Raw genomic sequence first — 26337 nt, 5'->3', positions numbered from 1 at the left:
AACTGGACACCGTAGCACATCGGGAAGCGTCGGAACGGGAGCCGGCAATGCCGGGACTGTCAGGAATTTCGTGTGCGGCGAGGCGGTTGAGCATCAGGCCGTCATGGCCCTGATGAAGCGTTCGCCGAAGAGAACGGCAAATTGAGCCTTCGCCATGTTCCACTCGCGCGGCGGCATTTTCCACTCTTTTTCCGATCGGTTCAAGATCAGATAGAGCAGCTTGGTGGCCGCCTCATCATTGGGGAAATGGCCCCGCGCACGAACAGCGCGACAAAGCTTGGAGTTCAAGGCCTCGATGGCGTTGGTAGTGTATACGATCCGCCTGACTTCGTCGGGAAAACCCTTCAGGCCATCGACGACGGCCAGAGTGATATCTTCGACACCGCGGTTGCGCAGTTCGTTCATGACGCGCAGCCAGAACTTGGCGCCTTCATTCTGCTCCCGCCACAAGCCAAGGACCACCTTGGTGCCGTCGGCCATGACGCCCAGGGCAAGGCGCTGCGGAAGGCGGTAGGGCCGTGATCGAGCGAGAGGAGGCGCCTAAGAGCGACACCATGATCGAGCGGATAGCGGGCGCGCTCTGTGGACTCGCCGGCCTGGATCCTGATCAGCCGCTGCCAGATTCCCCGCGCATGATACCAGGCACGCTGCATTACCACTGGGAGGAATATCGCGCGCCGGCTCGAACGGTTATAGCCGCTATGCGCGAGCCCACGGTGGCTATGCTTCGCGCGGCTAGCACTACTTTGGCAGGTTGAAGCAACCGGCTGGAGTCGTCGTTGATTCTCGTGTGTCAGTGTGGGCTGACGGATCAACGGCGATGGTGGTGGACGAAGGCTGGCGGAGCGATCTGGAGCGATGGCTTGAGCCGTTTCTGGCGGGGCTTTCGCATCCAGCGCGGCGGCGGATGTGCCCGCTCTACATCGCCGGTTTGATCGGTCCTGGCGACCGCAAGAGTATGCAGCCGATGGCCGCCCGGACTGGGGATGTCGGCTATGATCATTTCGTTGCTGCCGGCGTGTGGGACAGCGTCCCGCTCGAGGCGGCCTTGTTGAAGGAAGCAGATCGCCTGGTCGGTGATCGGGCTGGTTTTCTCGTCATCGATGACACGGCGTTGCCGAAGAAGGGGCAGCACTCTGTCGGCGTCGCGCCACAATATGCCTCTTCGCTCGGCAAGACCTCCAATTGCCAATCGCTGGTGTCGGTGACGCTCGCCTCGCGCGAGGTGCCGGTGATGGTGGGTTTGCGGCTCTTCCTGCCCGAGAGCTGGACGGGGGATGCCGAGCGCATGATGCGGGCGCGTGTCCCGCTCAATCGACAGAAGGCATTGGCGAAACCCGAGATCGCGATCGAAGAGATCGACCGCGTCATCGCGTCAGGCGTGCGGTTCGGCTGCGTGCTCGCCGACGCGGGATATGAATCGAGCGGCCCTTTCCGCCAGGCTTTGAGCGAGCGCGGCCTGCTCTGGGCAGTAGGGCTTTCGCGACGACAGAACGTCTATCCCGCCGACATCGGCCTGGTCTTCCCGGTCGCCTCAAAGGGCAGGCGCCGCCTGTACCACATGCCCGACCGGCTACCGGTCTCGGCCGAGGTGATACTGTCCGACGAGAAATGGCGGAAGATCAGCTGGCGGCGCGGCACCAAAGGCCGTCTGACTTGCCTCTTTGCAGCTCGTCGCGTCCGTATCGCCGAAGGCCATAAGCACCGGATGCTCGACAACCGCATGCAATGCATGCCCGGTGATGAGGTCTGGCTCGTCGGCGAGCGGAGATCGACTGGAGAGCAGAAATACTACGTGTCGAACCTGCCGGTCGATGCCACGCTCAAGGCGCTCGCCGCCGCGATCAAGGCGCGGTGGATCGGCGAGCAGGCGCATCAGCAGCTCAAGGAGTAAATGGGCCTCGACCACTTCGAGGGCAGATCCTGGACGGGATTACACCGACATGCCTTGATGACGATGATCGCCTACGCCTTCCTCCAATCCCGCCGCCTTATGGCAGCGGGACGGAAAAAAGAGTCGGGGGGGCCGCCGCCACAGCCGAGCATGCCGGCCATCAGGCAGGCGATCCACAATCTCTTCGCCTAGCCGCCGCCATTACGCTGCCCTCACTGTGACAAGCCTCTCACGGACGCCGTCAATCTGAAGGTGCCAAAGTAGTGCTAGTGGCTCTGATCCAGGTACGTTCAACTTTCAAGAGCGCAAGTTGGACTGGCACGCGATGATCGACGCGGCGCTATGGGCGGAAGCTTAACGCGCGCCCAGACCAGCGATCGACGCGTTTCGCGCCGGACGGGAGGAGAAGATGATGTCCGACGATATCGCCGATCGTGCCGCATAGGGTCGCGCCCGCATCGCCCTGATCGAACGGCAGGCATCCAACACTGGACGGAGAAATTTTGGCGTGACATCGGACAGCTTGCGGAAGCTATCGAGTCGGTCTGCACAAGCGTGATGCTGTTGCGGATTATTTAACGAAGTCCGTTTAGGAGACCGCGTGGGCGGCTTTCAGGCAACGCCTTCTATGAGCGGATTATAGACCGGCATTTTTTTACCTAGCATAGCTTAATCCGGTAGACTCATGGAAGGGGTGGGCTTTATGTTCTGATCATCGGAACCGGGAGGGATCTATGGGGCCCAATGATCGCGTGGCCGAAGAGGAGGCGCTCTATTGGCGGCGTCGGCTATCTGAGCATAACGCTCTGGCTAATGCCGCAAGAGATGAAATTACTCGGAAGATCCACTGCTGCTTGGCAGCTCGATGCCGTGAACGCGTCGCCCAATGGGAAACGCGAATGGGGGCCAGTCGGTCGATTGGCTGGCCGCGCAATCCTTAACAAGACAATAGTTGCAATCGTGCTAACAAAAGCAAATTGTATACTGGGTGCTTTTGCGCGGTATTATGGCGGTCCGGCCGGTGTAGACGCCGGAATACCCCGTCGCCCCCACCTCGCGATTGACCAACTGAATGATCGTTAGAATGGTCCTGACCTTGGGGTTATGGCGCGAACAGCCCTAACGGTTCGTCTGGCGCCGCTCCAAGTCACCCTTTCGGCCGCCGAACAGCGCCGCCATAGCAGCCCGCCACTGCGCGCCCGTGAGCGGCGGCCGATCCGTCCGGATAGGAACAGCTCCCTCTCGCCGCCTCGCGCCAGATTTGTGCCCTCAGCGGCGACGAGCCCGGTTTTTCGGTATCGATTTGACGTTCAGGGCATTCAGCCCTCCGGCTGCGGCATCCGATACCCAACATGCCAACTCTTCTGCAGTCAGGTTGTAGCGCTCGCAGGCCTCGTCGGTCGTAAGCAAGCCTCCGTTCACTGCTGCGACGACTTCCGCCTTGAGTCGCCGAATCCACCGGGGCGGGTTCGGCGGGGGAAGATCGGCAAGCGTCAGCTTTTGGCCGAAAGGCCCTATCGTCCAGCCGGAGCCAGCGTCGGCGCGCCTGCCGAACTGAAGGCGATCGGGTTTGGAATCCGGCATAGACAGTGACTATCGGTCGAATGCCAATATCCGGTTAAAGCGCCGAGCGCTGTCAGCTTACCGAAGTGGCTCTTCCCGGATCGCATAGGAGATCGCGAACTCCGTCAGGGCGGGCGGGTGCCGCAGCTTGTTGCGCCACGTGTAAATGCGCGCCGTGGAAATGTCGTGCCGCCGCGCCACAGCCAAAACGCTGGCCCCAGGCGCAAAGGCTTCTGCCAAAATCTGGAGCCGTTCCTCGTCGCTACAACGCCGCCGCCGTTCCGGCCCGGTCATCACCGTGATCTGCCGCATCCACTGCTCCTAAGCGTGCTCTCGAGAGCGTTCTTAAGAGCAGGCCCCACCCCCACGACAAGGCGCGTCTCGCCGGATGGATACATTGGTCCGCAAGGCAGGGACCGATTGGTTTATGCAAGCAGGCGGTAAGATAGAGAGCGGCGAGAGCCCTTTGAACGCCCTTTGTCGCGAACTCAGCGAGGAAATCGAGCTGATGCTATGCAAGGAAGACCCGCGCTACCTTGGTTGCTATTCAGCGCCCGCTGCCAACGAACCGGCCATATTGTCGAAGCCGAAGTTTTCCATGTGCGAACGCGACATGACCCCATTACGCGGTCGGAAATTGAGGAAGCCGTGTGGGTCGATCACGTGACCGCAGCGGTACTGCCTTTGGCACCTTTGATACGCGACCATATCTTGCCGCTGTCCCGCACACTCTGATTTCACCCCTCTATCGGTGTTGGCGGAGAAGCCAAACCCGTCTCGTTCTGTTCCGAATCATACCATCAGGCTCCACAAAAAATGTGGGAACGATTGTGGTTCGGATTTGATCGAGAAAGTGATTTTGCACGTGAAATCAGCACTATAAGCCGATTGACTGGTGACCCCTACGGGAATCGAACCCGTGTTTCAGCCGTGAAAGGGCCGCGTCCTAGACCGCTAGACGAAGGGGCCGTCCGGGTTGGGGGCGCTTAGGCAAGCGGAGGCCATAGGTCAACCGCTCGTCGATCGGTTTGTGTGGTCGGCTCGCTCAATCGGCCCAGGCGGCGTCGTCGAGATGGAGCTCCGCCTTGTTGCCGCCCGACCAGTCGTCGCGCCGGGCGCGGCCGGCCAGCCACAGGCGGCGGTGCGGCCCCGCGCCGAGCAAAGCCTGCCCGAGCGCCGAATCGGCCTGGCGGAAGGCGATCGTCTTGATCGAGCCGCCATCGTCGCCCGCCACGATCGCGCGGACATGGCCGTTGCCGACCACATCGGCCTTGATGATCCGCACCGGGCCCGTGGCGACGCGCGGCGCGGGCCAGCCGGCGCCATAGGGGCCGGCCGCCTCCAGCGCATCGACGAGCGTGCCCGCCACGCCGCGCGCGCTGACCACCGCATCGAACAGCAGGGCGCGATCGTCGCGCGCGCGGGCGACATCGGTGGCGAGGCGATCGTCGAGAAAGTCGGCCAGTGCGTCGATCGCCGCCGAATCGATCGTGAGGCCCGCCGCCATCGCGTGGCCGCCGCCGGCCGCCAGCAACCCCATATCCTTGGCCGCCAGCACCGCCGCGCCGAGATCGACGCCGGAGATGGAGCGGCCCGATCCCTTGCCGGTGGTGCCGTCCAGCGCGATGACGATGGCGGGGCGGCCGAGCTTCTCCTTCAGGCGCCCGGCGACGATGCCGATCACGCCGGGATGCCAGCCCTCGCCCGCGACGACCGCGACGGCACGATTGGCCTGGCTGGCGGCGATCTGCTCGGCTGCCTCGGTCACCATCTGCTCGATCGCGCGGCGCTCGCCGTTGAGGCGGTCCAGTTCGGCGGCGATGGCGGCGGCTTCGTCCGCATCGTCGGTCACCAGCAGGCGCACGCCGAGATCGGACTTGCCGACGCGGCCGCCGGCATTGATGCGCGGGCCGAGCGCGAAGCCGAGATCGGTGGCGGTGGGAGGCTTGGTGAGCCCCGCCGCCTGCGCGAGCGCGACGAGGCCGGTATTGCGCCCCTGCCGCATCACCTTCAGCCCCTGCGACACGAAGGCGCGGTTGAGCCCCTTCAGCGCGGCGACATCGGCTACGGTGCCGAGCGCGACGAGATCGAGCAGGGCGATCAGCGAGGGCTCCGGGCGCTCCGCGAACCAGCCGCGTGCGCGCAGCGTGCGGAGCAGGGCCGCGCCGAGCAGGAAGGCGACGCCGACGGCGGCGAGGTGGCCGTGCGCGGCGCCGTCCGTCTCGTCGAGGCGGTTCGGGTTCACCAAGGCGAGCGCCTGGGGCAGCTCGGCCGTGCATTTGTGATGATCGACGACGATGACGTCGACGCCGACGGCCGCCGCCTGCGCGAGCGCCTCGAACGCCTGCGCGCCGCAATCGACCGTGACGATCAATTGCGCGCCGCCGGCCGCGATCGCGGCGAGCGCGTCTCCGCTCGGGCCATAGCCCTCCAGCAGGCGATCGGGGATGTAGGAGCCGGGATCGAGGCCGAGGCCGCGCAGCAGGCGGATCAGCAGCGCCGAGGAAGTCGCGCCGTCCACATCATAATCGCCGTAGATGGTGACGGGCTGGCGCCCGATCACGGCGGCGGCGAGCCGTTCGGCGGCGACGTCCATGTCGCGGAAGATGGATGGGTCCGGCATGAAACCCCGGATCGTCGGCTCGCGATGCGCGGCGAGCCCGTCACGCGCGACGCCGCGCGACATCAGCAATTGATCGGTGAGGTCGGCGGCCGAGCAATCCGCCTCGCCCGTAAGCCCGCGCCAGCGCCAGGGCTGGCCGAGGATCGAATGGGTAACGGAGAGTGCGGGCATGGACCCTTCTAGCCCAGCCGGTGCCGCGCGGGAATCCCTCGCTGATCCTCCCCCGTCAGGGGGAGGTGGCGCCGCAGGCGACGGAGGGGGAGGTCGGCGACCGGTGCGCTTCCTCCCCCTCCGTCAAGCTTTGCCTGACACCCCCCCCTGGCGGGGGAGGGTGAGCGGGTCAGGCGAACAGGCCTGCGAGGAAATAGGCTCCGGCCGCGATCAGGGCGGCGGCGGGGAGCGTCAGGAACCACGCCACGACGATGTTCGAGGCCACGCCCCAGCGCACCGCCGACATGCGCTTGGCGGCGCCCACGCCGACGATCGCGCCGGTGATGGTGTGCGTGGTGGAGACCGGAATGCCGCCGATATTGGCGAGTGCCAGCGTGATCGCGCCGCCCGTTTCCGCGCAGAAACCCTGACGCGGGGTGAGGCGCGTGATCTTCGAGCCCATCGTGTGGACGATCTTCCAGCCGCCGAAGAGCGTGCCGAGGCCCATCGCCGCCTGGCAGGAGAGGACCACCCACAAGGGAATGAAGAACTCGCCTTCATAGATGTGCTGCGAGAAGAGCAGGACGGTGATGATGCCCATCGTCTTCTGCGCATCGTTGCCGCCGTGGCCGAGCGAATATGCGGCGGCGGAGAGAAGCTGGAGCCGGCGGAAGATCTTGTCCGACTTGGCCGGCGTGAACTTGCGGAAGATCCAGCTGGTGATCAGCACGATCAGCAAGGCGAGCAGCAGGCCGATCATCGGCGACAGGAAGATGGCGGCGACCGTTTTCAGCACGCCCGACCAGACGATCGCGGACACGCCCGCCTTGGAGACGCCCGCGCCGATCAGGCCGCCGACCAGCGCGTGGCTGGACGAGGAGGGGATGCCGAGGCCCCAGGTGATGAGATTCCAGCTGATCGCGCCGACCAGCGCGCCGAAGATCACCTTCGCATCGACGATCTCGGGCGAGATCGTGCCCTTGCCGATCGTGTAGGCGACGGCGTGGCTGAAGACGAGGAAGGCGACGAAATTGAAGAAGGCCGCCCAGAAGACCGCGATCTGGGGGCTGAGCACGCGCGTCGAGACGACGGTGGCGATGGAATTGGCGGCATCGTGCAAGCCGTTCAGGAAATCGAACAGCAGCGCGAGCCCGATCAGGCCGATCAGGAGCGGCAGGGCGAGGGTTTCCATGACCGGCCCTTAAGCGTGATCGATCACGAGACCCTGGATCTCGTTAGCGACATCCTCGAAGCGGTCGACGATCTTTTCCAGATGCGAATAGATTTCGCGCTGGACGATGAATTCGCGCAGATCCGGACCCGTGACGCGCTGATAGAGCTCCTTGAGGCCGGCATCATGGATGTCGTCCGCCGTGCCCTCGATCTCCACGATCCGGGCGGTGAGGTGGAGGATCCGATCCGAATTCTGCGCGATCGAGCGCAGCAAGGGAACCGCCTCGGCCGTCATCCGCGCCGCCTCGACGATGATCCCGGCCATGTCGCGCATGGCGGGCTCGAACTTCGTCAGCTCGAACAGGGTGATCGACTTGCCGGCCTTGTTCATCTGGTCGATCGCGTCGTCCATCACGCTGATCAGGCCGGAAATGGCGGTGCGATCGAACGGGGTGATCAGCGTGCGGCGCACATCGTGCAGCACATCGCGCGTGATCTCGTCCGCCTCATGCTCGCGCGACTGGATGTCGCGAACGAGCGCCGCGATATCACCGTTGCCGTTCACCAGCTTGGCGAGAGAATCGGCGCCGGCGACGAGAATCTTGGAATGATCCTCGAATTGCTCGAAGAATCGTCCACCCTGAGGCATCAAAGCCTGGAACCAGCGCAACATTGCGAACCTTTCCCCGCATTTAGTTCGCGCCCATGACAATATGCGCGCTATCCGTCCAGCCCGCCTTTCGGGCGCGCGAAACCCGCCGATAAGACGTTTAAGTTCCGGTTCTGTTACAGCGTCCCTGGCGCTCGCGAGATCGAACCAGCGCGCCTCGCGTTCGGCTTTTTCGGGCCAATCCGCCAATTGTTCGACCACGGCGAGCGGATAGAGCGCGACGCGGGCGGGCCGGAGCGAGCCGTCGCGCCGGCGCTTGTCATATCGGAAATGGCCGAGCGGGGCGGGGCAGGTGATGCCGACGATGCCGGCCTCCTCATAGGCCTCCTGCGCGGCGGCCTCGTGCGCGGAAAGCCCGCGGATCGGATTGCCCTTGGGCACGACCCAGCGCCTGGTTTCGCGCGAGGTGATCAACAGCACGCTCAGTTCCCCGGATTCCTCGACCCGGTAGGGTAATGCGGCGACCTGGCGGATGGCTTTCTCCTCGTGGCGGGGGGCTTACCGTTTAACGACCCTTTTGTGAATGGTTCCGGACCTATTCCCGCAGCATCTCCAGCAGGCGCGTCATGAAGGCCGCGCCGCGCTCCATCTGGGCGATCTCGACATATTCGTTCGGCTGGTGTGCCTGCTCGATCGAACCGGGGCCGCAGATGACGGTGGCGAAGCCCGCGCCCTGGAACTGCCCCGCCTCGGCCGCGTAGGAGACGACGCGCGCGGGGCCGTTGTCGCCCGCCAGTCGCCGTGCGATCCGCTCCGCCGCGCTGTCCGGCACGGGCGCGAAGGAGGGGGTGGTGGAGCGACGGACCACCACGACGCCCGTCTCCGGAAAGCGGGCCTTCATCTCGGCGTCGAGTTGCCGGGCGGCTTCGAGGAAGGGCGCCACGATCGTGTCGGGATCCTGCCCCGGCGGGCAGCGCAGATCGAACACGAAGCGACACTGGCGCGCGAGGATGTTCACGGCCGTGCCGCCGGCGATCTCGCCGATCGTGAGCGTGGCATGCGGCGGGCGGAAGGGCGAGGCGGGATCGGCCTCGCCTACCAGCCGCTCCGCGATCGTGGCGAGGCGGCTCATCAGGCCGATCGCGGCCATGTTCGCGGAAAGGCCCAGATGCGTGAGGCTGGAATGCGCCTCATGGCCGGTGACGGTGACCGTCCAGGTGGAGATGCTCTTGTGGCCGCTCACCACCTCCATGTTGGTCGGCTCGCCCACGATCACGGCGGCGGGGGCGGGAAGCTCCTTCGCGATGCGGGCGATCATCGAGGGTGCGCCGAGGCAGCCGACCTCCTCGTCATAGGAAAAGGCCAAATGGATCGGGCGCGGCAGAGCGGGCCCGGCGCCGGCGGCCTTGGCGGCGGCGAGCGCGAGCGCCACGAAGCCCTTCATGTCGCAGGTGCCGCGCCCGTAAAGGCGGCCGTCCCGCTCGGTGATCGAGAAGGGATCGCTGGTCCAGGGCTGGCCGTCGACGGGGACGACATCGGTGTGGCCGGAGAGGACGACGCCGCCGGGCACCGCAGGTCCGATCGTGGCGTAGAGATTGGCCTTGGCGCCATCCTCATTGGCGACGCGGGTGGCGGTGACGCCGATCGTCGCCAGCTCGGCCTCGACATAGTCGATGAGCGCGAGGTTGGAGAGGCGCGAGGTGGTGTCGAACGCCACCAGCCGGGCGAGCTGGCGAAGCGCCTCGGCAAAGAGCGCGTCGGGCGATGCGGGATCGGTCATCGGGCGAGGATAGGACGGGCGGGGCGGGGACGCAAAAAGTCCCCCGTTCCGATCTCCAGCCCCCATTTCCGTCTGCACTGAGCTTGTCGAAGGGCCGTTCTTTTCTTTCTGGTGCCGGCAGAAAGAAGCAGGACGGTGCTTCGACAAGCTCAGCACGAACGGGTTTGCTGGAAGTACTGGAATCTCGACAGGTTCAGGGCCTGTTTCCCCGAAACGCGTTGCTCCTGATCGCAGGAGGGCTATGCCAGGGACATGAACGGAGCGGAGGATGCGCGCCCCTGGACGGGAGGCTGGACGGTCATCGCCCGAATCGGCGATCGACGGATCGCCTTTCCGGCCGCCGAGGTCCGCTCGATCCTGCCGATCCCGCCGCTCTGGCGCCCGCCGACCGCGCCGCGCCCGGTCTTCGGTTTCCTGCCGCTGGATGGCGCGGTGTTGCCGGTGCTGAACGGCGGCGTGCTGCTGGGCGTGCCGACCCCCGAGCATGCGGGCCTCTACGCGCATATCCTGATCCTGCCGCAGCTGGGCGAGGCCGGGGCGGGCCTGCTGGTGGACCGTGCGGAGGAGGCGATCGTGGTTCCGGAGGAGGCGATTCTGCCGCTCGATCCGGCCGATACGCTCAACAGCTGCGCGATCGCGCTGGCCGAGACGGACGAAGGGCGCGTGCATGTGCTGTCGGCCGCGCGGCTGCTGGCGGCGGCCGAGCGGGAGGCGCTGGCGGCGCTGGGGGCCGAGGCGGCGCGGCGGCTGGGCGAATGGCGGGTGCCGGCATGAGCCACGCGCGCCGCACCCTCGCCCCCGTCGACGATCCGGCCTTCGCCGCGATCAAGGCGTTGATCGTCACCGAGACCGGGCATCATTATTACGAGGACAAGGACGGCCAGCTCGCCGAGAAGATCGGCAGGCGCATGGCCGCGATCGGCATCGCCGATCCGGGGCTCTATCTGGAGCGGTTGCGCGATCCGGCGATGGGGCCGCGCGAATGGCGTCAGCTGGAAAGCGAGCTGACGATCAAGGAGACGTTCTTCTTCCGCTTCGCCGAGCAGTTCGCGGCGCTGAGGGCGCATATCCTGCCCGCGATGATCGCGCGCCACGCCGAGGATCGCCACCTGCGCATCTGGAGCGCGGGCTGCTCGACGGGCGCCGAACCCTATTCGCTGGCGGTGCTGATCCACGATCTGCTGGGCGAGAAGGTGGGCGACTGGAGCGTCTCGATCCTGGGCACCGACCTGGACGAGGGTGCGCTCGCCGATGCGCGCGCCGCGCTTTATGGCGGCTGGGCGCTGCGCGCGGTGGAGCCCGCGGAGCGCGCGCGGCTGTTCCAGCCCGAGAAGGATCGCTGGCGGCTGAAGGCGGCCTATCGCGGCATGGTGCGGTTCGAGCGGCAGAATCTGCTCGACCTGCTGGATCCGGCGCCCGCGATCGGGCGCAACAATTATGATCTGATCCTCTGCCGCAATCTGCTGATCTATTTCCGGCCCGACGTGGGCGTGCGGCTCGTCTCGGCGCTGGGCGCGCGGCTGGCGACGCACGGCAAGCTGCTGCTGGGCCATGCGGAGACGGGGCTGGCGGCGGAGAGCGATCTGGCGCCGGTCGAGCTGGACGGGATCGTGGCCTATGTGCGCGACGATGCCCGGCCGGCGGGCGAGGCGGAGGGGCCGGGCGCGCCCGAGCCTGCGCCTCCGCCCCGGCCGCGCCCGCCTTTGCCGCCGCGTCGTGCGCCGCGCACCGTTCCCCGGCGACTGCCCGCCACTCCCCCGCCGTCCCGCCCGCCCGAGCCCGCCCCTTCCTCGCTGGACGAGGTGCGCCTGCTGCTGGGGCAGGGCGAAACGCAGAAAGCGCGCCTGGCGATCGGGGCGCTGAAGGGAGAGCGGGGGAGCGATCCGGTGCTGTTCTATCTCGACGGGCTGGGGGCGCTGGCCGAGCAGGATCATGCCGGTGCCGAGAAAGCGTTGCGAGGGGCGCTGTATCTCGATCAGGGCTTCGTGATGGCGCATTATCTGCTGGGGCGGCATCTGCTGCGCGAAGGTCGGGAGCAGGAGGGGCGCCGGGCGCTGGGCAATGCGGCCGAGGCGGTGGCGACGACGGACCCTTACGCGCCCGTGCCCGAGGGGGAAGGATTGACCGCGGCCGATTTGCGACAGGCGATCCGCCACTGGCTCTCCGGTGCCGGGGGCACCGGCGCATGAGCGGGATCGTGACGGCCGCCGACATCGTGCTGGATACGGACGGGCTGGATCCCACGCGCGCGGCCCGGCTGCTCGCGCGGCGGGCCGCGCAATTGCGCGCCGACCGCGCCCCGGTCGAGTCCGGCCTTGCCGTGATGGTGTGGATGGTCGGGCCGGAGCGGTTCGCCTTGCCGCTGCTCGACATCGCATCGGTGATGGCGGCGGGCCGGACGACGCCGGTGCCCGGTGCCCCCGAAACGCTGATTGGCCTCGCCTCCCGGCGCGGGCGGCTGATCAACGTGGTCGATCCCGCGGCGGCACTGGGGCTGGCGCGGCCGCGACGGGACGGGGAGGGGCATCTGCTCCTGCTGCGCGGCACCAGTCCGAAGCTCGCGCTCCGCGTCGATCGGGCCGAGGGCGTGATGATGCTGGCGCAGGATGAAAGCGAGCCGGGCGAGGATCTCACCCGGCAGGCGATGCTGGCCGATGGCGAACGGCTGTTGCTGGTGAACAGAAGACTGCTCGTGGAGGCGCTGGGCCTCGCGGGCCAGCAGAGAGGGTTTTGAACGTGTCGGTTTCCAATCGGATCATGCTGGGGTTCGCGGTGGTCACCGCGCTGCTGATCGCGCTCGGCTTCTATGCCGTCGATCAGGTGGGCCAGGTGCGCGCGACGCTGGATGCGGTGGTGAAGCGCGACATGGGCACGCTGGACCGGCTGGACGCCGTCCAGTCCGCGCTGACGCGGATGGTCGAGCTGCGGACGGCGGCGGTGCGCAGGCTCGCGATCGGGCAGGCGCCGGGCGAGGTGGACCCGAGCGACAACTGGCGCAAATCGGTGCAGGATGCCCAGGACGGGGTCGCAACACTGCGTCGCGATGTGGACGGCTATATCGCCATTCCCATCTCCGCCGATCGCACGCGGCTGTGGACGCAGATGGCGGGGCAGCTGGATGCGGCGGCGAACGCGCTGACCGTGCTGCGGAGCGATGTGGAGAGCCAGTTCGTGGCGATCACGAGCGGCAATCGCGAGGCGATGCTGGCGCAGGAGCCGGCTGTGCTGGCCGATCGCGCCCGCGTGGTGGCGATCGTTACGGCCATGCGGGACACGCTGAAGCAGATCGATGCCGCCGGGCTGGCGGAAGGCACGCGCGTCTATGAGGCGAGCCGCGTTTCCGTGCTGCTGTGGGTGCTGGCCGCCGTGGTGGTGAGCATCGGGGTAACCTGGGCCATCCGCCGCTCCGTGATCGGGCCGCTGTCCGGCTTCATGGCGTTCAGCGAGCAGGTGGGCGAGGGTGATCTCACGCACACCGCGACCACCGGCAGCGATGAGATCGGCCGGCTGGGCCATCAGCTCAACCAGATGGTGGAAGGGCTGCGCGGCCTTGCGCGGCAGAGCCGGGGCGCGACCGTGGACCTGAACGCCGCCGCCAACGAGATCCGCGCCTCGACCCAGCAGCAGGCGGCGAGCGTGGAGGAGCAGCTGGCCGCGATCCAGGAGACGGCGGCGACCGTCGACGAGATCACCCATTCGGGCACGCAGATCACGCGCCGCGCGCAGACCGTGATCGCGGCCGCGCTGGAAACGGCGCAGACGACCGAGGCGGGCATCGTCGCGATCGAGGGTACGGTGCAGGCGATGGACCTGATCCGCGAGCAGACCGAGACGGTGGCGCAGAACATCGTCTCGCTCTCCGAGAAGACGGCTGCGATCGGCGACATCATCTCGACCGTGAACGACATTTCCGAGCGCGCGCACCTGCTGGCGCTGAACGCCGCGATCGAGGCGGCGGCGGCGGGCGAGCAGGGCCGCAGCTTCGCGATCGTCGCGTCCGAGCTGAAGACGCTGGCCGATCAGGCGAAGGATTCGACGCGGCAGGTGCGCAGTCTGCTGGGCGAGATCCAGCGCGGCATCAACGGATCGGTGATGCTGACCGAGGAAGGCGTGAAGCGCGTGGCCGCCGGCAAGGAGAAGACGGACACCGCGCAATCGACGATCGAGGAGATGTCGGCGCGGATCCAGGAAAGCGTGCAGACCTTCCAGCAGATCGTGGCCTCCACCAACCAGCAGCAGATCGGCATCGAACAGGTGACGCTGGCGCTGCAGAATATCCGGCAGGCCAGCCAGCAGACGGCCTCCTCCACGCGCCAGCTGGATCAGGCGGCGGGCGACCTCGCCAATCTGGCGCAGACCCTGGTGGGCCTCACCGAGCGCTATCGGGTCTGATCGCGTGGAGGAGCTTCGCCAGCAGCTGGCGCGCGTGTTCGCGGCCGAGCTTGCCGAGCATGTCGCGGTGCTGCGTGCGGGCCTCGCGCTGGCGGAGGCGGGCGGGGCGCCGGACCTGCGCGATCTGTTTCGCCGCGCGCACAGCCTGAAGGGCGCGGCGCGCGCGGCCGACCAGCCCGAAATTGAGGATCTGGCGCACACGCTGGAAGGGCTGCTGGAACAGGCCGAGGCGCAGGGGCAGTTCGGCCCGGCCATGCTCGCGGATTCGCGCGGGCTGATCGACGCGATCGAGGATGCGGGCGATCCGGGTGACGCGGTGGCGCCCGAAGCGGGGCCGACGGCGGTGGCCGAGGAGGCGGGCGACGAGATGATCCGCATCTCGTCCCGCCATCTGGAGGAATTGACGGGATCGCTGCGCTCGCTGCGCGAGGAACTGGATTTCCGCGCGACGATCGCGAGCAATCTGCGCGCCACGCGCGACGAACTGGACGGGATACGCCGCGCCAGCACCGTGCCGGGCACGACCATGGCGGAGATCAGCGCGCGCCTCGCCCGGCTGCATTTCGCGATGCTGCAGCTCGCCTCGCACCGGATCGAGGCGGACGATCGGGTCAATCGCGCGGCCTCGATCGTGGAAGCCGATGCCCAGCGCCTGCTGCTGACGCCGGCCGCCGCGCTCGCGACAGGGCTGGAGCGGCTGGCACGGGAACTGGCGCAGGAAGCGGGCAAGCAGGCGCGGCTGACCGTGGAGGAGGATGGCGCCGAGGCGGATCGGCGGCTGATCCAGCGGCTGCGCGATCCGCTGATGCAGATCGTCCGCAACGCGATCGGTCATGGGATCGAGAGGCCCGCCGCGCGCCTCGCCAAGGGCAAGGCCGAGGAAGGCGCGATCCGGCTTTCGATCCGCGCGAGCCGGGGCGGGCTGGTGGTGGCGGTCGAGGATGACGGCGCCGGGCCCGATCCGGCCGCGATCCGCAAGGCGGCGGCGCGGCGCGGACTGCTGCCGCCCGAGCCCAGCGCGGGCGAGGCGGCGCTCTTCGCCCTGCTGTTCGAACATGGCGTGTCGACCTCCGAGGAGGCGGACCATCTCTCCGGCCGGGGCGTGGGGCTGGCGGTGGTGGCGGATGCGGTGCGGCGGCTGAATGGATCGGTGCGCCTGACGCGCGGCGCGCAGGGCGGCACCCGGATCGAGATGGCCGTGCCGCTGACGATCACGCGGCGCGCGGTGCTGCTGATCGAGGCGGGCGGGCAGCGTTTCGCGCTCCCCACCAACGCCGTCTCGCGCCTGATGCGGCTGGATCCGGCGGCGGCGCTCTCGCTGGAGGGCCGGCCGGCCTACGAGACGGAGGTGGCGGGCGTGCGCCGCGCCGTGCCGATCGTGGCGCTGGCGAGCCTGCTCGGGCTGGAGACGGCGCCCGGGCCGGCGCAGGCGACCGCGCTGCTGATCGAGCGGGACGGAGCGGCGGTCTTCCTCGTCGTCGATGCGCTCAGCGACGTGCGGCCGCTCGCCTTCGGCGATCCCACCGACGTCGCGGTCGACATGCCGCTGGTGCTGGGCACGGCCACCGATGCCGCGGGCGAGGTGGTGCTGGTGCTGTCGATCGACGCGCTGCTCGGGCGGATGCTGGGCCGTGCCGGGGAGGCGGCGGCGACGTCCCTGTTCGCGGTGCCGGAGCGGCAGCGGACGATCCTGGTGGTCGACGATTCGATCACGACGCGCACGCTGGAGCGCGGCATTCTCGAAAGCCACGGCTATCGCGTCTTGCTGTCGGTGGACGGGATCGATGCGCTCGGGCGGCTGCGCGCGCCGGGGGCGGAGATCGATCTGGTGGTGGCGGATGTCGAGATGCCGCGCATGGACGGCTTCACGTTACTCGCGGCGATCCGGAACGATCGGGCCCTGGCCGGCATTCCTGTCGTCATGATGACTTCGCGTGATGCTCCCGACGATATCCAGCGGGGCCTCGATCTCGGCGCCGATGCCTATGTGACCAAGCAGAGTTTCGAGCAGGGCGAATTGCTTGCGACCGTCCGGCGCCTGACCTGAGGTGCCCGTGTCGCACAGCGAAACGCCGATACGGGTGATGATCGTCGAGGACTCGCCCGTGGTCCGCGCGTTGCTGACGCATATCATCGGCGAATCGAGCCATCTGACGGTGGCGGCGGCGGTGGGCAGCGCGGAAGAGGCGCTGGCGGCGCTCCCGTCCGTGCGGCCGGACATCATCTCGATGGACATCCGCCTGCCCGGCATGGACGGGCTGGAGGCGACGCGGCGGATCATGGCCGAGCAGCCGACGCCGATCGTGGTGATCTCCGCCAGCATCGAGAAGGAATCGCTCGGGCCGACGATGGAGGCGCTCAGCAGCGGCGCGCTCTCGGTGGTGGAGAAGCCGGTGGGCATCAGCCATGCCGATTATGCGGGCATCGCCGAGGAAATCCGCACGCAGCTCCGCATCATGGCCGAGGTGCCGGTGGTGCGGCGCCGCCTGCGCGGCGCACCGCACCGTGCGGGCCGCGCCGGCCGGCCGACGGTGGCGCCCAAGCTGATCGCCTGCGCGGCCTCCACCGGGGGGCCGCAGGCGCTGGCGAGCCTGTTCGCCGCGCTGCCGCCCTCGATCGACGTGCCGGTGCTGCTCGTCCAGCATATGGGCGTGCCCTTCATGCCGGGCTTCGCGCGCTGGCTGGACAGCGTGCTGCCGTGGCGCGTGGCGATCGCCGAGGCGGGGATGACGCCCGCGCCGGGCACGATCCTGGTGGCGCCCGGCGACCAGCATCTGCGGATCGACCGGACGGGCCGCGTCTCGATCGATCGCGAGCCGCCGGTACGCGGCCAGCGCCCGGCCGCGACCACGCTGCTGGAGTCGGTGGCGGCGCATGCGGGCGCGGCGGCGATCGGCGTGGTGTTGACCGGCATGGGCGAGGATGGCGCGCCGGGCGTGCGCGCGATGCTGGCGGCGGGGGCGCGGGTGTTTGCCGAGCATCGCTCCAGCGCGATCGTCTATGGCATGCCCGCCGCCGCCGTGCGCGAGGGCGCGGTGGCCGTGCCGCTGGACGAGATGGCGGACACGATCCTGCAGGCCGTGGGCCGGACCGGAGCGGTCGCATGAGCGCGGGAGGGCATCCGGATACGCCGCCGCGCGTGCTGATCGTCGAGGATTCGGACACGCAGGCGCTCCAGCTGCAACTGCTGCTGGAGAAGGAAGGCTATGCCACCGAGCGCGTCGCCTCGGCCGAGGCGGCGCTGGACCGGATGGCGACGGCCCAGCCCGATCTGCTGGTGGTGGATTATCATCTGCCCGGCATGAATGGCGACGAACTGGTCCGCATGGTCCGGCTCAACAGCCAGAGCCGGGCGCTGCCGGTGCTGATGCTGACGGGCGGCGCCTCGCGCGATCTGGAGCGGCATGGGCTGGACAGCGGCGCCAGCGCCTATGTGCCCAAATCCGCCGACCGGGCGCTGCTGCTCGGCCGGCTGCGCGCGCTGCTGCGCCAGCGGCGGCCGGAGAGCGGCGGCGTCGCGGGCTTCCGCCGGGCGAAGCTGCTGCTGGTTTCGGGCGCGGGCGATCTCGATCCGTTTCGCGAGATGCTCACCGGCGAGGGCTATGAGCTCCGCAGCATGCCCGATCCCGCCGCCTGCATGGCCGCCATCGCGGAGGAGCCGATCGATTGCGCGATCGTGGATGTCGACGGCGACGCCTTTGACGGTTTCGCCTTGTGCCGCGATCTGGCCGACAAGCGCGCGGCGGGATTCGAGATCGTCGCGCTCGGCCACCCCAAGGCGGGCGGCGATCTCGCGCTGCAGGGCTTTGCGGCGGGCGCGGACGACGTGCTGGCCAAGACCGAGGAGCAGGAGACGCTGGCCGCGCGCGTGCGCGCCGTCGTCCGCCGCAAGTTCGCGCGGGACGAGGAGGTGCGCCACGCCGAGCATGAGCGGCAGCGCGAAACCGCCATCGCCACCGCCCAGGCCGAGGCGGCGGGCGCGGAGGCGCTGTCGGTGGCCAATCGCGAACTGGCGGATGCCAATGCGCGGCTTTCCGAAACGCAGGCGCAGCTGGTGCAGGCCGCGAAGATGGCGTCGCTGGGCGAGCTGGTCGCGGGCATCGCGCACGAGATCAACAATCCGCTGGCCTTCATCCTCGCGCATCAGGCGACGGTGCAGCGGCTGATCGGGGAGATACGGACGCAGACCACGGGCGGCGCGGAGGCGAAGCTGGATCGCGCGATCGATCGGCTGGGATCGATGCAGCAGGGCCTTTCGCGCATCCAGCAACTGGTGGTGAAGCTGCGCCGCTTCTCGCGACTGGACGAAGGCGACCGGGTGGCGACCGACATTCCGGAATCGATCGATGCCGTCGTCACCCTGCTCGCGCCGAAACTGCCCGATGCGATTGTGGTCGAGCGGCGCTATGATGCGCCGGCGACGCTCGTCTGTTCGGCCGCGCTGATCAACCAGGTGGTGATGAACATCCTTTCCAACGCTGCCGACGTGCTGCCCGAAGGCGGGCGGATCGCCATCGCCACGCGCGTGGCGGGCGACCGCTACGAGATCGTGATCGGGGATAGCGGCCCCGGCGTGCCGGAGGAGGCGCGCACGCGCATCTTCGAGCCTTTCTACACCACCAAGGATATCGGCGTGGGCACGGGGCTGGGCCTCGCCATCGCTTATGGCGTGGTGCGCTCGCACGGGGGCGAGGTGCGGATCGGCGCCAGCCCGCTGGGCGGGGCGGAGTTCGTCGTGTCCGTGCCGATGGCGGCCGCCGCCGCATGAGTGCCACGCCCCCCGAACGGCCCACCGTGCTGCTGGTGGATGACGAAGCCGAGATCCTCGTGGCGTTCGAGGATCTGCTGGACGAGGACTATCGCGTCCTGACGACGACTTCGCCGGCGCGCGCGCTGGAGATATTGGCGGCCGAGCCCGACGTGTCCGTGATCGTCTCCGACCAGCGCATGCCGGAGATGCCGGGCCATGTGTTCCTGTCGCGCGCGCGGGAGATCAGCGCGGCCGAGACTTTGCTGCTGACCGGCTATGCCGATATCGAGGCGGTGATCGCGGCGGTGAATGACGGCCGCATCGGCGGCTATGCCCACAAGCCCTGGGAGCCGGAGGCGCTGCGCGCGATGATCGCGCGCGCGGCCGAGCGCACCCGGCTACGGCGCGAGCTGTCGTTCGAGCAGGCGTTGTTCGCGGCTCTGGTGGAGCGGTCGCCCGATCTGGTGGGCGTGATCGACGGCGAAGGCCGGGTGGTGCGCGGCAATGCGGAGGTCATGACGCCCGAGGGGCAGGCGCAGGACCGCGCGGTGATGGCCAGCGGCGAAGTGGGCGACGAGGAATTGCGCGAGATCGGCGCGGACGGCCAGCCGCTCTACCGTCGCGTGCGCCGCTTCCCGCTGGAGATCGACGGCGGCGCCTATCTGCTCAAGGTGATCTCCGACGAGAGCGAGCAGAGGCGGCTGCAGCTGCGCCTCCAGCAATCCGAGAAATTGCAGGCGCTGGGGACCCTCGCCGGCGGCATCGCGCATGATTTCAACAATTTGCTGACGGCGGTGAACGGCAATCTGGAGCTGGCCGCCGCGCGCGCCGAGGATCCGCGCCTCGTCCGCTATATCGACAGCGCGTCCGAGGCGGCACGGCGCGGCGCGGGGCTGACCAAGCGCCTGCTGAGCTTCAGCCGGCAGGGCGAGATGACGGTGGAGACGGCCGATCCCAATGCGATCGTGCTGGGGATGCGCGATCTGATCCTGCGGACGACCGAGCTGAAGGAGGTCGTCTTCGATCTCGCGCCCGATATCTGGCCGGTCCATGCCGATCCCGAGCAGCTGGAGCTCGCCATCCTCAATCTGGCGATCAACGCGCGCGATGCGATGCCGGGCGGCGGGCAGGTGCGGATCGCGACGCGCAATGCCGTGGTGGCCGCGGGCGATGCCGATCTGCGCGCGGGCGATTATGCGACGATCGCGCTGATCGACAGCGGCGAGGGCATGACGGCCGAGGTGGCGGCGCGCGTGTTCGAGCCTTTCTTCACCACCAAGGAGCGCGGGCGCGGCACCGGCCTGGGCCTGCCGATGGTGCATGCGATGGCGGTGAATGCGGGCGGACGCGTGACGCTGGAGACCGAGATCGGGCAGGGTACGACCGTCACGATCTGGCTGCCGCGTTCGGCCGGCGAGCTGGCCCCCGCCGCCGGTGCGTCGGAAAATCCGGATGCGTGCCGCGCCTTGCGCGTGCTGCTGGCGGAGGATGACGCGGCGGTGCGCGCCGTATCGGAGGAGTATCTGCGCGCGCTGGGGCATGAGGTGGTCTCCGTGTCCGGGGGCGCGGCGGCGCTGGCGCTGTTCGCGGCCGAACCGTTCGATCTGGTGATGACCGATTTCGCGATGCCCGGACTATCCGGCGCGGAAATCGCGGAGGCGATCGAGCGGGCGCGACCGGGAACGCCGGTGCTGATCGTGACGGGCTTTGCCGATACGATCGCACTGCCGCCGCATGTCGGATCGTTGCGGAAACCCTTCACGCAGAGCGAGCTGGATGCGGCGCTGTGTGCCTGCAAGACGATCACCGGCGAGGCCCGTTAAGAATCTTTTCGGGCCCCAAGCTAAAGCATCTGGAAGCGCCGGGGGGGCGAACCTATCTCCTCTTCACGGCAGCAGGCTTCCCTCCCTAGGGCCTGCCAGCCGGCTCGGCGGCTCCCCCTTCCGCCGACGACAATGGGCCCGGCTCGCTTCCCCCTCGAGCCGGGCCTTTTTGCGTTTTGTTTGCGCCTTTCGGCGCCCGAAATGCGATCTTCCTCGCATTGCGCCAGCGAACCCGATTGGGTTGCCGAATCGTGTCTCAATCGTATCGGCAGTTTCGTTCATCCCGGAAATATTTGCGACATCCGGGCGAGACGTTGCCGGCGCACCTCCACGGCCATGGAGGCAGCGACGATGGCGACGGCATTCAAGATGGAACCGCATATCTGTGCGAACGGCCAGCACCGGCCGAAGCGCGTACCCGTCCGCAACAATATGAGCGGGACGATCCAGACCACCTGTCGCGATTGCGGCTGCCTGCTCGTCCGCACGCAGGCGACGCGGCGCTGGTTCTATTCGGGGCCCTTGGCCTGAGCTGCTGACAACCCCCGTTTGGTTCGAGCTTGTCGAGAACCATTCAGGTCGCGATCCGCATCCCGGTTTCTCGACTTCGCTCGAAGCCTAGCCGGTTCTCGATAAGCTCGAACCAAACGGATGGATAAAGGGCGGCAGCCAGCCAGCGCCGGCTGCCGCTCCGTTTATTCCGCCGACCAGTGGATATCGATCGCCTGCTCGGCTTCGGCCAGCACGCGGCCGATCGGGAGGCGCGAGCCGGCGCCTTGCTCGATCGCCTGTTCCAGCACGTCGCGCTTCTTCTGGCCGGTCAGCGCGATCATGATCGCGCGGGCGGAGAGAATCGCCGCCTTCGTCATCGTCACGCGCGCATAGGGCGCGTCCTTCGGCAGGGGCTCCGGCATCACGCCGATCGCGCGGCGCGCCTTGGGCGCATCCAGCGCCGCATCATAATCCGGGCCGGGGAAGATCGAGGCGGTGTGCCCGTCCTCGCCCATGCCCAGCAGCACCAGATCGGGCGGCCAGGGCAGATCCTGCAGGCGCGCGTCGGCGGCGGCTCCAGCCTGCTTGTAATCCTTGTTATCCGCGCCCAGCGGCACGACGCGCGCGCCCTTGGGCAGGAAGATCTTGGCCAGCATGCCCACGTTCGACGCGGGATCGTCCACCTTCACCAGCCGATCGTCGACCGGGATGATCGTGACCTTTTTCCAGTCGAGCTTCTGCTGGGCGAGCTTCTCATAAGCGGCGATCGGCGTCTTGCCGCCCGAGAGCGCGAGCAGGCAATCCTTGCGGGCCTCCAGCGCGCTTTCGATGATGAAGCCGATATCGCCGGCGACCGCGTCGACGAATTCGTCGCGCTCCTCATAGTCCCACCATTCCGCTTCAATCATTCCAGCTCACTCCATCCCGTTCGGTCAGCGCGATCGCGGCGGCCGGGCCCCAGGTGCCCGCCGCATAGGGCTTGGGGCTCATGCTGTTGGCGGCCCAGCCCTCGCGGATCGCGTCGATCCATTGCCATTGCGCCTCCACCTCGTCGCGACGGACGAACAGTGTCGGCAATCCCTCGATCAGATCGATCCACAGCCGCTCATAGGCGATGCGCTTGCGCACGTCGGCGAAGGCGTTGGGCATGCGGATATCCAGCGGCACTTCGCGCAAACGAATGCCGCCGCGATCCAGGCCCGGCTGCTTCGCCATCATCGTCATGCTGATATTCTCGTCCGGCTGGATCGAGATCACCAGCCGGTTGGGCTGCAGCGCGGCGCTGCGCCCGGTGAAGATCGAATGCGGCACCCCGCGGAACTGGATCACGATCTCCGACCGGCGCGTCGGCAGGCGCTTGCCGGTGCGCAGATAGAAAGGCACGCCGTGCCAGCGCCAATTATCGACATGCGCCTTGATCGCGACGAAGGTTTCCGTTTCGGACGGCTGACCCAGCTCGTCGAGATAGCCGGGCACCGGCTTTCCGGCGACGGCGCCCGCCACATACTGGCCGATCACCGTCTCGCGCGCGGCATCCACCGGACGGAGCGAGCGCAGCACCTTCACTTTCTCGTCGCGCACCGCATTGGCGGCGAACTCGGTCGGCGCCTCCATCGCGACGAGCGCGAGCAGCTGGAGCATGTGATTCTGCACCATGTCGCGCAGGCTGCCCATGCCGTCGAAATAGGAGGTGCGGCCTTCGAGGCCGACCGTCTCGGACACGGTGATCTGGACGTGATCGATGCCCTGCGCGTTCCACAGCGGCTCGAACAACACGTTGCCGAAGCGCAGGGCGATCAGATTCTGGACGGTTTCCTTGCCCAGATAATGATCGATGCGGAAGGTGCGGTCCTCGGGGAAGACGCGGGCGACGGCATCGTTGATCTCGCGGCTGGATTCCAGATCCTGGCCCAGCGGCTTTTCCAGCGCGAGGCGCACGGTGGGGCCCGTGAGCCCGGCTTTCTCGAGGCCCGCGATCGTCGATTCGAACAGGCTGGGCGCGGTCGACAGGAAGATGGCGAGCCCGTCGCCCACGCGGTCCCGGATCGCATCGCCCAGCGCGCCGAAGCTGTCCGGATCGGAGGCGTCGGCGGCCACATAGGACAGGCGCGCGCAGAAGCGATCGAGGATCGCCGCGTCCAGCCCGCGATCAGCCACGATCGGCTCCAGCGCGGTGCGCGCTGTCTGCTTCAACCCGTCATCCCCAAAAGGCTGGCGGGCCGTGCCGACGATCTTCAGCTCCGGCGGCAGCAGCCCGTCCGCGTCCAGATTGAACAAGGACGGCAGCAGCATCCGGCGCGAGAGATCGCCGGTGACACCGAACAGCAAAAGGGTGTTGGCCGGCGTTCCCATGATCGTCCTTCCCTGTGCAGAGCGCGCCATCAGAAAGCGCGGTAATTCCCGTGGATGGTCCTATTTGCGCGGAGCGTAGAGCGCGTCGAGGCTGCTCGGCCCCTTCGTCACCTTCTCCAGGTGCGGATAGCGCAGGCCGCCGTTCCAGACCACGTCCACTGTCCGGAAAGCGTCACCCTGCTTGATCAGAAGCTGGATCGGCGTGGACGTGCCCTTGGCGGCGGTGACGGCGTCCTTCAGATCGTCATCCGCATAGGCCTGGCCCGCAATCGCGACCAGCTTGGTGCCCGGCGTGATCCCGGCCTTGAAGGCGGGGCTGTCCCACATCACGCTGCCGACCATGCCGTCCTTGCCCACGGTCAGACCGAGCGAATAGGTGAGATTGATCGCGTGGCGCTTCTTCTCGCCCGAGGTCCAGACCGTGCCGGGCTCGTCCGTGAAGACGAGCTTGTAGCCGCCCTTCGTGATGCCCTCCAGCGGGGCATGCGGGCGGACCTCGTCGACGCGCTGGTGCAGGAAGGTGGCCCAGTCATAGGGCTGGACCTTGTTGAGCGTGGCGACGATCTCGTCGAAATCATAGGTCAGCTCGCCCCAGTCGCCATCCTTCACGCCGAAGAAGGCCTTCGCGAAATCGTCGAGCGACTTCCTGCCCTTCGATTGCTCGCGGATGATGCCGTCCGCTTCCAGCCAGATCAGCGCGCCTTCCTCGTAATAATCCTCGAAGCGCGAATAGCTGCGATAGGCCATCGGGCGGCGCGGATTGATGATCTCGTCATTGACGGTGTCGATCAGCGGGCGCCATGCGCGGCCGGGCAGATATTCGTAGGAGGCGGCGGTGGCGGCGAGCACGTCCAGCGCCTCGTCATGGCTCATCAGGCCGGAGCGGGCGGCGAGCACCTTGCCCCAGAACTGGGTCTGTCCCTCATACACCCACAGATAGGTGTTGCGCATCGGCGTGCGATAATCGGGCGTCCACAGATCCGCGCCGCGGCGGAATTTGCCGTCCCAGCTGTGCGTATATTCGTGCGCCAGCAGGTCGCGGCCGGAGGCGTTGTCCTTCCACTTGGTGAAATAATCGGTGTCGTGCGAATTTTCGGACGAGCGGTGATGCTCGAGGCCGATGCCGCCCAGCCGATCGGTCAGCGCCAGCAGGAAATCATAATGATCGTAATGCTGGGCGCCGTAGAGCTTGGTCGCCTGCGCGACGAGATCCTTGTGGATCTTCAGCTCCTCCGGCGTGATCGCCAGATCGGCGGCCTTGTCCGCGAACACGTTGAGCGTAACCTGCGGCGAGAGCGTCTCAGTGCGCGCAAATTTGCCCGCGAACACCGGCGAATCGACGAGCGTATCGAACGCGACCGGGGCGTAATCGACGAGGCCGCCCTTGGCGGTGGACGGGCCCGACGGGCGCAGCGCGGTGGCCGAGGTCCAGCCCTCCGGATAGACCGCGCTCGGCTTGATCAGGATACCGCGCGTGAAATAGCCGGCCGGATAGAGCGCGACCGAATCCCACTGCAGGTTCAGCATTTCGGGCGTCATCACCACGCGGCCCTGATTTTCGGCCGTGGGCGACAGATACTGGAAGGTGGCGGTGATCGCGGTGGTGCCGGCGGGCACATCGAGATGGAAGGCGAAGACGTCGACCATGTCGCGCTTCCAGGGGATCGTCTTGCCGTCGGCCGTCGTGATCGTGAGGCCCGCCATCTTGTCGATCACGCCCGACGGGCTGTGATTGCCGGGCAGCCACTTGGGGAAGAGCAAAGTGAGCGCGCCGGGCGTGACCGGGATCGTCTCGGTCGTGCGGAAGATGCCGTGGATCACGTCCGTCGCATCCACCTTCAGCGTGATCGTGCCGGGATAGGCCACGTCCTTGGCCGGCGCGATCGTGTCGACGATCGGGGTCGGCTGCGGCTTAGACGTACCGGTCGGGGCGGGATCGACCTGGGCGAAAGCGGTGGTGGCGAGGAGAGCGGCGGCGAGCCCGAAGGCAGCGGAGGAGCGGATCATGGAGGCGCTGTTGCGCCCCTGCCGCGCGCCTGTCCAGCCCGATAGGCGCGCGCTTAGCTCGATCCACCGAGGACATTGATCGTGAAAGCGATCACGCCGAGGTTGAACACGAAGGCGGCGAGGCAATGCGCGGTGACGGCCTTGCGGAAGCGGCCATTGTTGATCTCCACGTCGGACGTCTGGAACGTCATGCCGAGGCAGAAAGCGAAATAGACGAAATCCCAGTAATCGGGCTCGGGGGTGTCCGGGAAGCTGACGCCGCCGCTGTCCCTGCCGCGCTCGCGCGCGCTCTCCGTGTAGAAGAGATGGGCATAATGCAGCGTGTAGACGCTGTTCGAGAACAGCCAGGCGAGCGCAAGCGTGCCGATGATGCCGGCGACGGCGAGGGGCTTGGGATTGCTGCCCTGGTTGAGCTCGGCCGCGACCGCGACCAGCACCGCCACCGTGACGATGCCGGTGACGACGAGCAGCCCGAGGCGATTGGCATCATTCTGCCGGGCGATGGCGCGCATGCTTTTCGCGTCGGCCGAAAGGAGCGGGATCAGGCTGGCGAGGAAAACCAGCGCCGCGACATCGAACGCGATCATCCCGCCGACGCGCAGGCCGCACAGCGCGCCGGCGACGCCCCAGCCGATCACGAACAAGGTGATGAACGCGAGGAAGCGCGGCGGCGCGATCCGATTGCCGAGGCGGAAGGGGCGGGTGTCGGGCGTCGGCATGGTGTCTTA

At 67.7% G+C, this 26337-nt stretch carries 20 protein-coding genes, 1 tRNA gene and 2 pseudogenes; 11 read left to right on the top strand and 12 right to left on the bottom strand.

Going from position 1 to position 26337, the window contains the following annotated elements:
* Positions 1-93: 93 nt before the first annotated feature.
* Positions 94-495: pseudogene (locus HL653_RS03325) on the bottom strand (transposase); the annotation flags it as partial.
* A 325-nt stretch (positions 496-820) separates the two neighbouring features.
* Here HL653_RS03325 and HL653_RS03320 point away from each other — a divergent pair.
* Positions 821-2061: pseudogene (locus HL653_RS03320) on the top strand (IS701 family transposase); the annotation flags it as partial.
* 1102 nt (positions 2062-3163) lie between these two features.
* Here HL653_RS03320 and HL653_RS03315 read toward each other — a convergent pair.
* Both HL653_RS03315 and HL653_RS03310 read right to left on the bottom strand, forming a co-directional pair.
* Entirely contained in the window at positions 3164-3478 is a 315-nt protein-coding gene (locus HL653_RS03315; protein WP_171743253.1) for a DUF1153 domain-containing protein, read from the bottom strand.
* 57 nt (positions 3479-3535) lie between these two features.
* Positions 3536-3769 (bottom strand): transposase, encoded by a 234-nt coding sequence (locus HL653_RS03310; RefSeq protein WP_171743252.1) that lies wholly within the window; start codon positions 3767-3769, stop codon positions 3536-3538.
* 76 nt (positions 3770-3845) lie between these two features.
* Between HL653_RS03310 and HL653_RS24555 the strand changes: the two genes are divergently transcribed.
* Entirely contained in the window at positions 3846-4124 is a 279-nt protein-coding gene (locus tag HL653_RS24555; protein WP_216599943.1) for an NUDIX domain-containing protein, read from the top strand.
* Between the two features lie 226 nt (positions 4125-4350).
* On the opposite strand, the gene HL653_RS03300 is transcribed toward HL653_RS24555, so the two are convergent.
* The 5 genes from HL653_RS03300 to argE form a co-directional block, all read right to left on the bottom strand.
* Positions 4351-4426: transfer RNA gene (locus tag HL653_RS03300), tRNA-Glu, on the bottom strand.
* Between the two features lie 76 nt (positions 4427-4502).
* On the bottom strand, positions 4503-6251 hold the full coding sequence (gene recJ, locus HL653_RS03295; protein ID WP_171743251.1) for a single-stranded-DNA-specific exonuclease RecJ: 1749 nt from the start codon (positions 6249-6251) through the stop codon (positions 4503-4505).
* Between the two features lie 169 nt (positions 6252-6420).
* The gene (locus HL653_RS03290; protein ID WP_171743250.1) at positions 6421-7422 is read right to left on the bottom strand and encodes an inorganic phosphate transporter; all 1002 of its coding nucleotides are present in this window, start codon (positions 7420-7422) and stop codon (positions 6421-6423) included.
* Between the two features lie 9 nt (positions 7423-7431).
* Positions 7432-8547: a DUF47 family protein gene (locus HL653_RS03285; RefSeq protein WP_171746750.1), complete on the bottom strand. Its 1116-nt coding sequence runs from the start codon at positions 8545-8547 to the stop codon at positions 7432-7434.
* Between the two features lie 61 nt (positions 8548-8608).
* Positions 8609-9793 (bottom strand): acetylornithine deacetylase, encoded by a 1185-nt coding sequence (gene argE / locus HL653_RS03280; protein ID WP_171743249.1) that lies wholly within the window; start codon positions 9791-9793, stop codon positions 8609-8611.
* A 252-nt stretch (positions 9794-10045) separates the two neighbouring features.
* On the opposite strand from argE, the gene HL653_RS03275 reads away from it, so the two are divergent.
* From HL653_RS03275 to HL653_RS03235, 9 genes are all read left to right on the top strand, one after another.
* On the top strand, positions 10046-10567 hold the full coding sequence (locus tag HL653_RS03275) for a chemotaxis protein CheW (protein ID WP_171743248.1): 522 nt from the start codon (positions 10046-10048) through the stop codon (positions 10565-10567).
* Positions 10564-11982 carry a protein-glutamate O-methyltransferase CheR gene (locus HL653_RS03270; protein WP_171743247.1) on the top strand — a complete coding sequence of 473 codons (1419 nt, stop codon included), beginning with the start codon at positions 10564-10566 and terminating at the stop codon, positions 11980-11982. Before HL653_RS03275 ends, HL653_RS03270 begins: the two co-directional genes overlap by 4 nt.
* On the top strand, positions 11979-12527 hold the full coding sequence (locus HL653_RS03265; protein WP_171743246.1) for a chemotaxis protein CheW: 549 nt from the start codon (positions 11979-11981) through the stop codon (positions 12525-12527). The genes HL653_RS03270 and HL653_RS03265 overlap by 4 nt, the downstream gene beginning before the upstream one ends.
* 2 nt (positions 12528-12529) lie before the next feature.
* Positions 12530-14185, top strand: coding sequence for a methyl-accepting chemotaxis protein (locus tag HL653_RS03260; RefSeq protein ID WP_216599942.1), 1656 nt, complete (start codon positions 12530-12532; stop codon positions 14183-14185).
* 4 nt (positions 14186-14189) lie between these two features.
* The gene (locus HL653_RS03255) at positions 14190-16232 is read left to right on the top strand and encodes a response regulator (protein ID WP_171743245.1); all 2043 of its coding nucleotides are present in this window, start codon (positions 14190-14192) and stop codon (positions 16230-16232) included.
* Positions 16233-16269: 37 nt separating this feature from the next.
* Positions 16270-17292 (top strand): chemotaxis protein CheB, encoded by a 1023-nt coding sequence (locus tag HL653_RS03250; RefSeq protein ID WP_171743244.1) that lies wholly within the window; start codon positions 16270-16272, stop codon positions 17290-17292.
* The gene (locus HL653_RS03245) at positions 17289-18953 is read left to right on the top strand and encodes a response regulator (RefSeq protein ID WP_171743243.1); all 1665 of its coding nucleotides are present in this window, start codon (positions 17289-17291) and stop codon (positions 18951-18953) included. The genes HL653_RS03250 and HL653_RS03245 overlap by 4 nt, the downstream gene beginning before the upstream one ends.
* Positions 18950-20758: a response regulator gene (locus HL653_RS03240; protein ID WP_171743242.1), complete on the top strand. Its 1809-nt coding sequence runs from the start codon at positions 18950-18952 to the stop codon at positions 20756-20758. The genes HL653_RS03245 and HL653_RS03240 overlap by 4 nt, the downstream gene beginning before the upstream one ends.
* 351 nt (positions 20759-21109) lie before the next feature.
* Complete coding sequence (locus HL653_RS03235) at positions 21110-21289, top strand: hypothetical protein (protein ID WP_171743241.1); 180 nt, start codon at positions 21110-21112, stop codon at positions 21287-21289.
* A 164-nt stretch (positions 21290-21453) separates the two neighbouring features.
* Here the strand turns inward: HL653_RS03235 and pgl are convergent, their stop codons facing one another.
* From pgl to HL653_RS03215, 4 genes are read right to left on the bottom strand one after another with little or no spacing between them, the layout of a single operon-like run.
* Positions 21454-22158, bottom strand: a complete 705-nt coding sequence (gene pgl, locus HL653_RS03230) for a 6-phosphogluconolactonase (protein WP_171743240.1) — start codon at positions 22156-22158, stop codon at positions 21454-21456.
* Entirely contained in the window at positions 22151-23602 is a 1452-nt protein-coding gene (gene zwf, locus HL653_RS03225) for a glucose-6-phosphate dehydrogenase (protein WP_171743239.1), read from the bottom strand. The genes pgl and zwf overlap by 8 nt, the downstream gene beginning before the upstream one ends.
* 60 nt (positions 23603-23662) lie before the next feature.
* A complete protein-coding gene (locus HL653_RS03220) occupies positions 23663-25609 on the bottom strand; it encodes a M61 family metallopeptidase (RefSeq protein WP_171743238.1) in 1947 nt (648 codons plus the stop codon).
* Between the two features lie 53 nt (positions 25610-25662).
* A complete protein-coding gene (locus HL653_RS03215) occupies positions 25663-26328 on the bottom strand; it encodes a DUF1345 domain-containing protein (RefSeq protein ID WP_171743237.1) in 666 nt (221 codons plus the stop codon).
* Positions 26329-26337 lie beyond the last annotated feature (9 nt).

The organism is Sphingomonas sp. AP4-R1, assembly GCF_013113735.1.
In the GTDB taxonomy this organism is placed as follows: Bacteria; Pseudomonadota; Alphaproteobacteria; order Sphingomonadales; family Sphingomonadaceae; genus Sphingomonas_I.
This window is presented reverse-complemented; position numbering and strand designations above follow the sequence as displayed.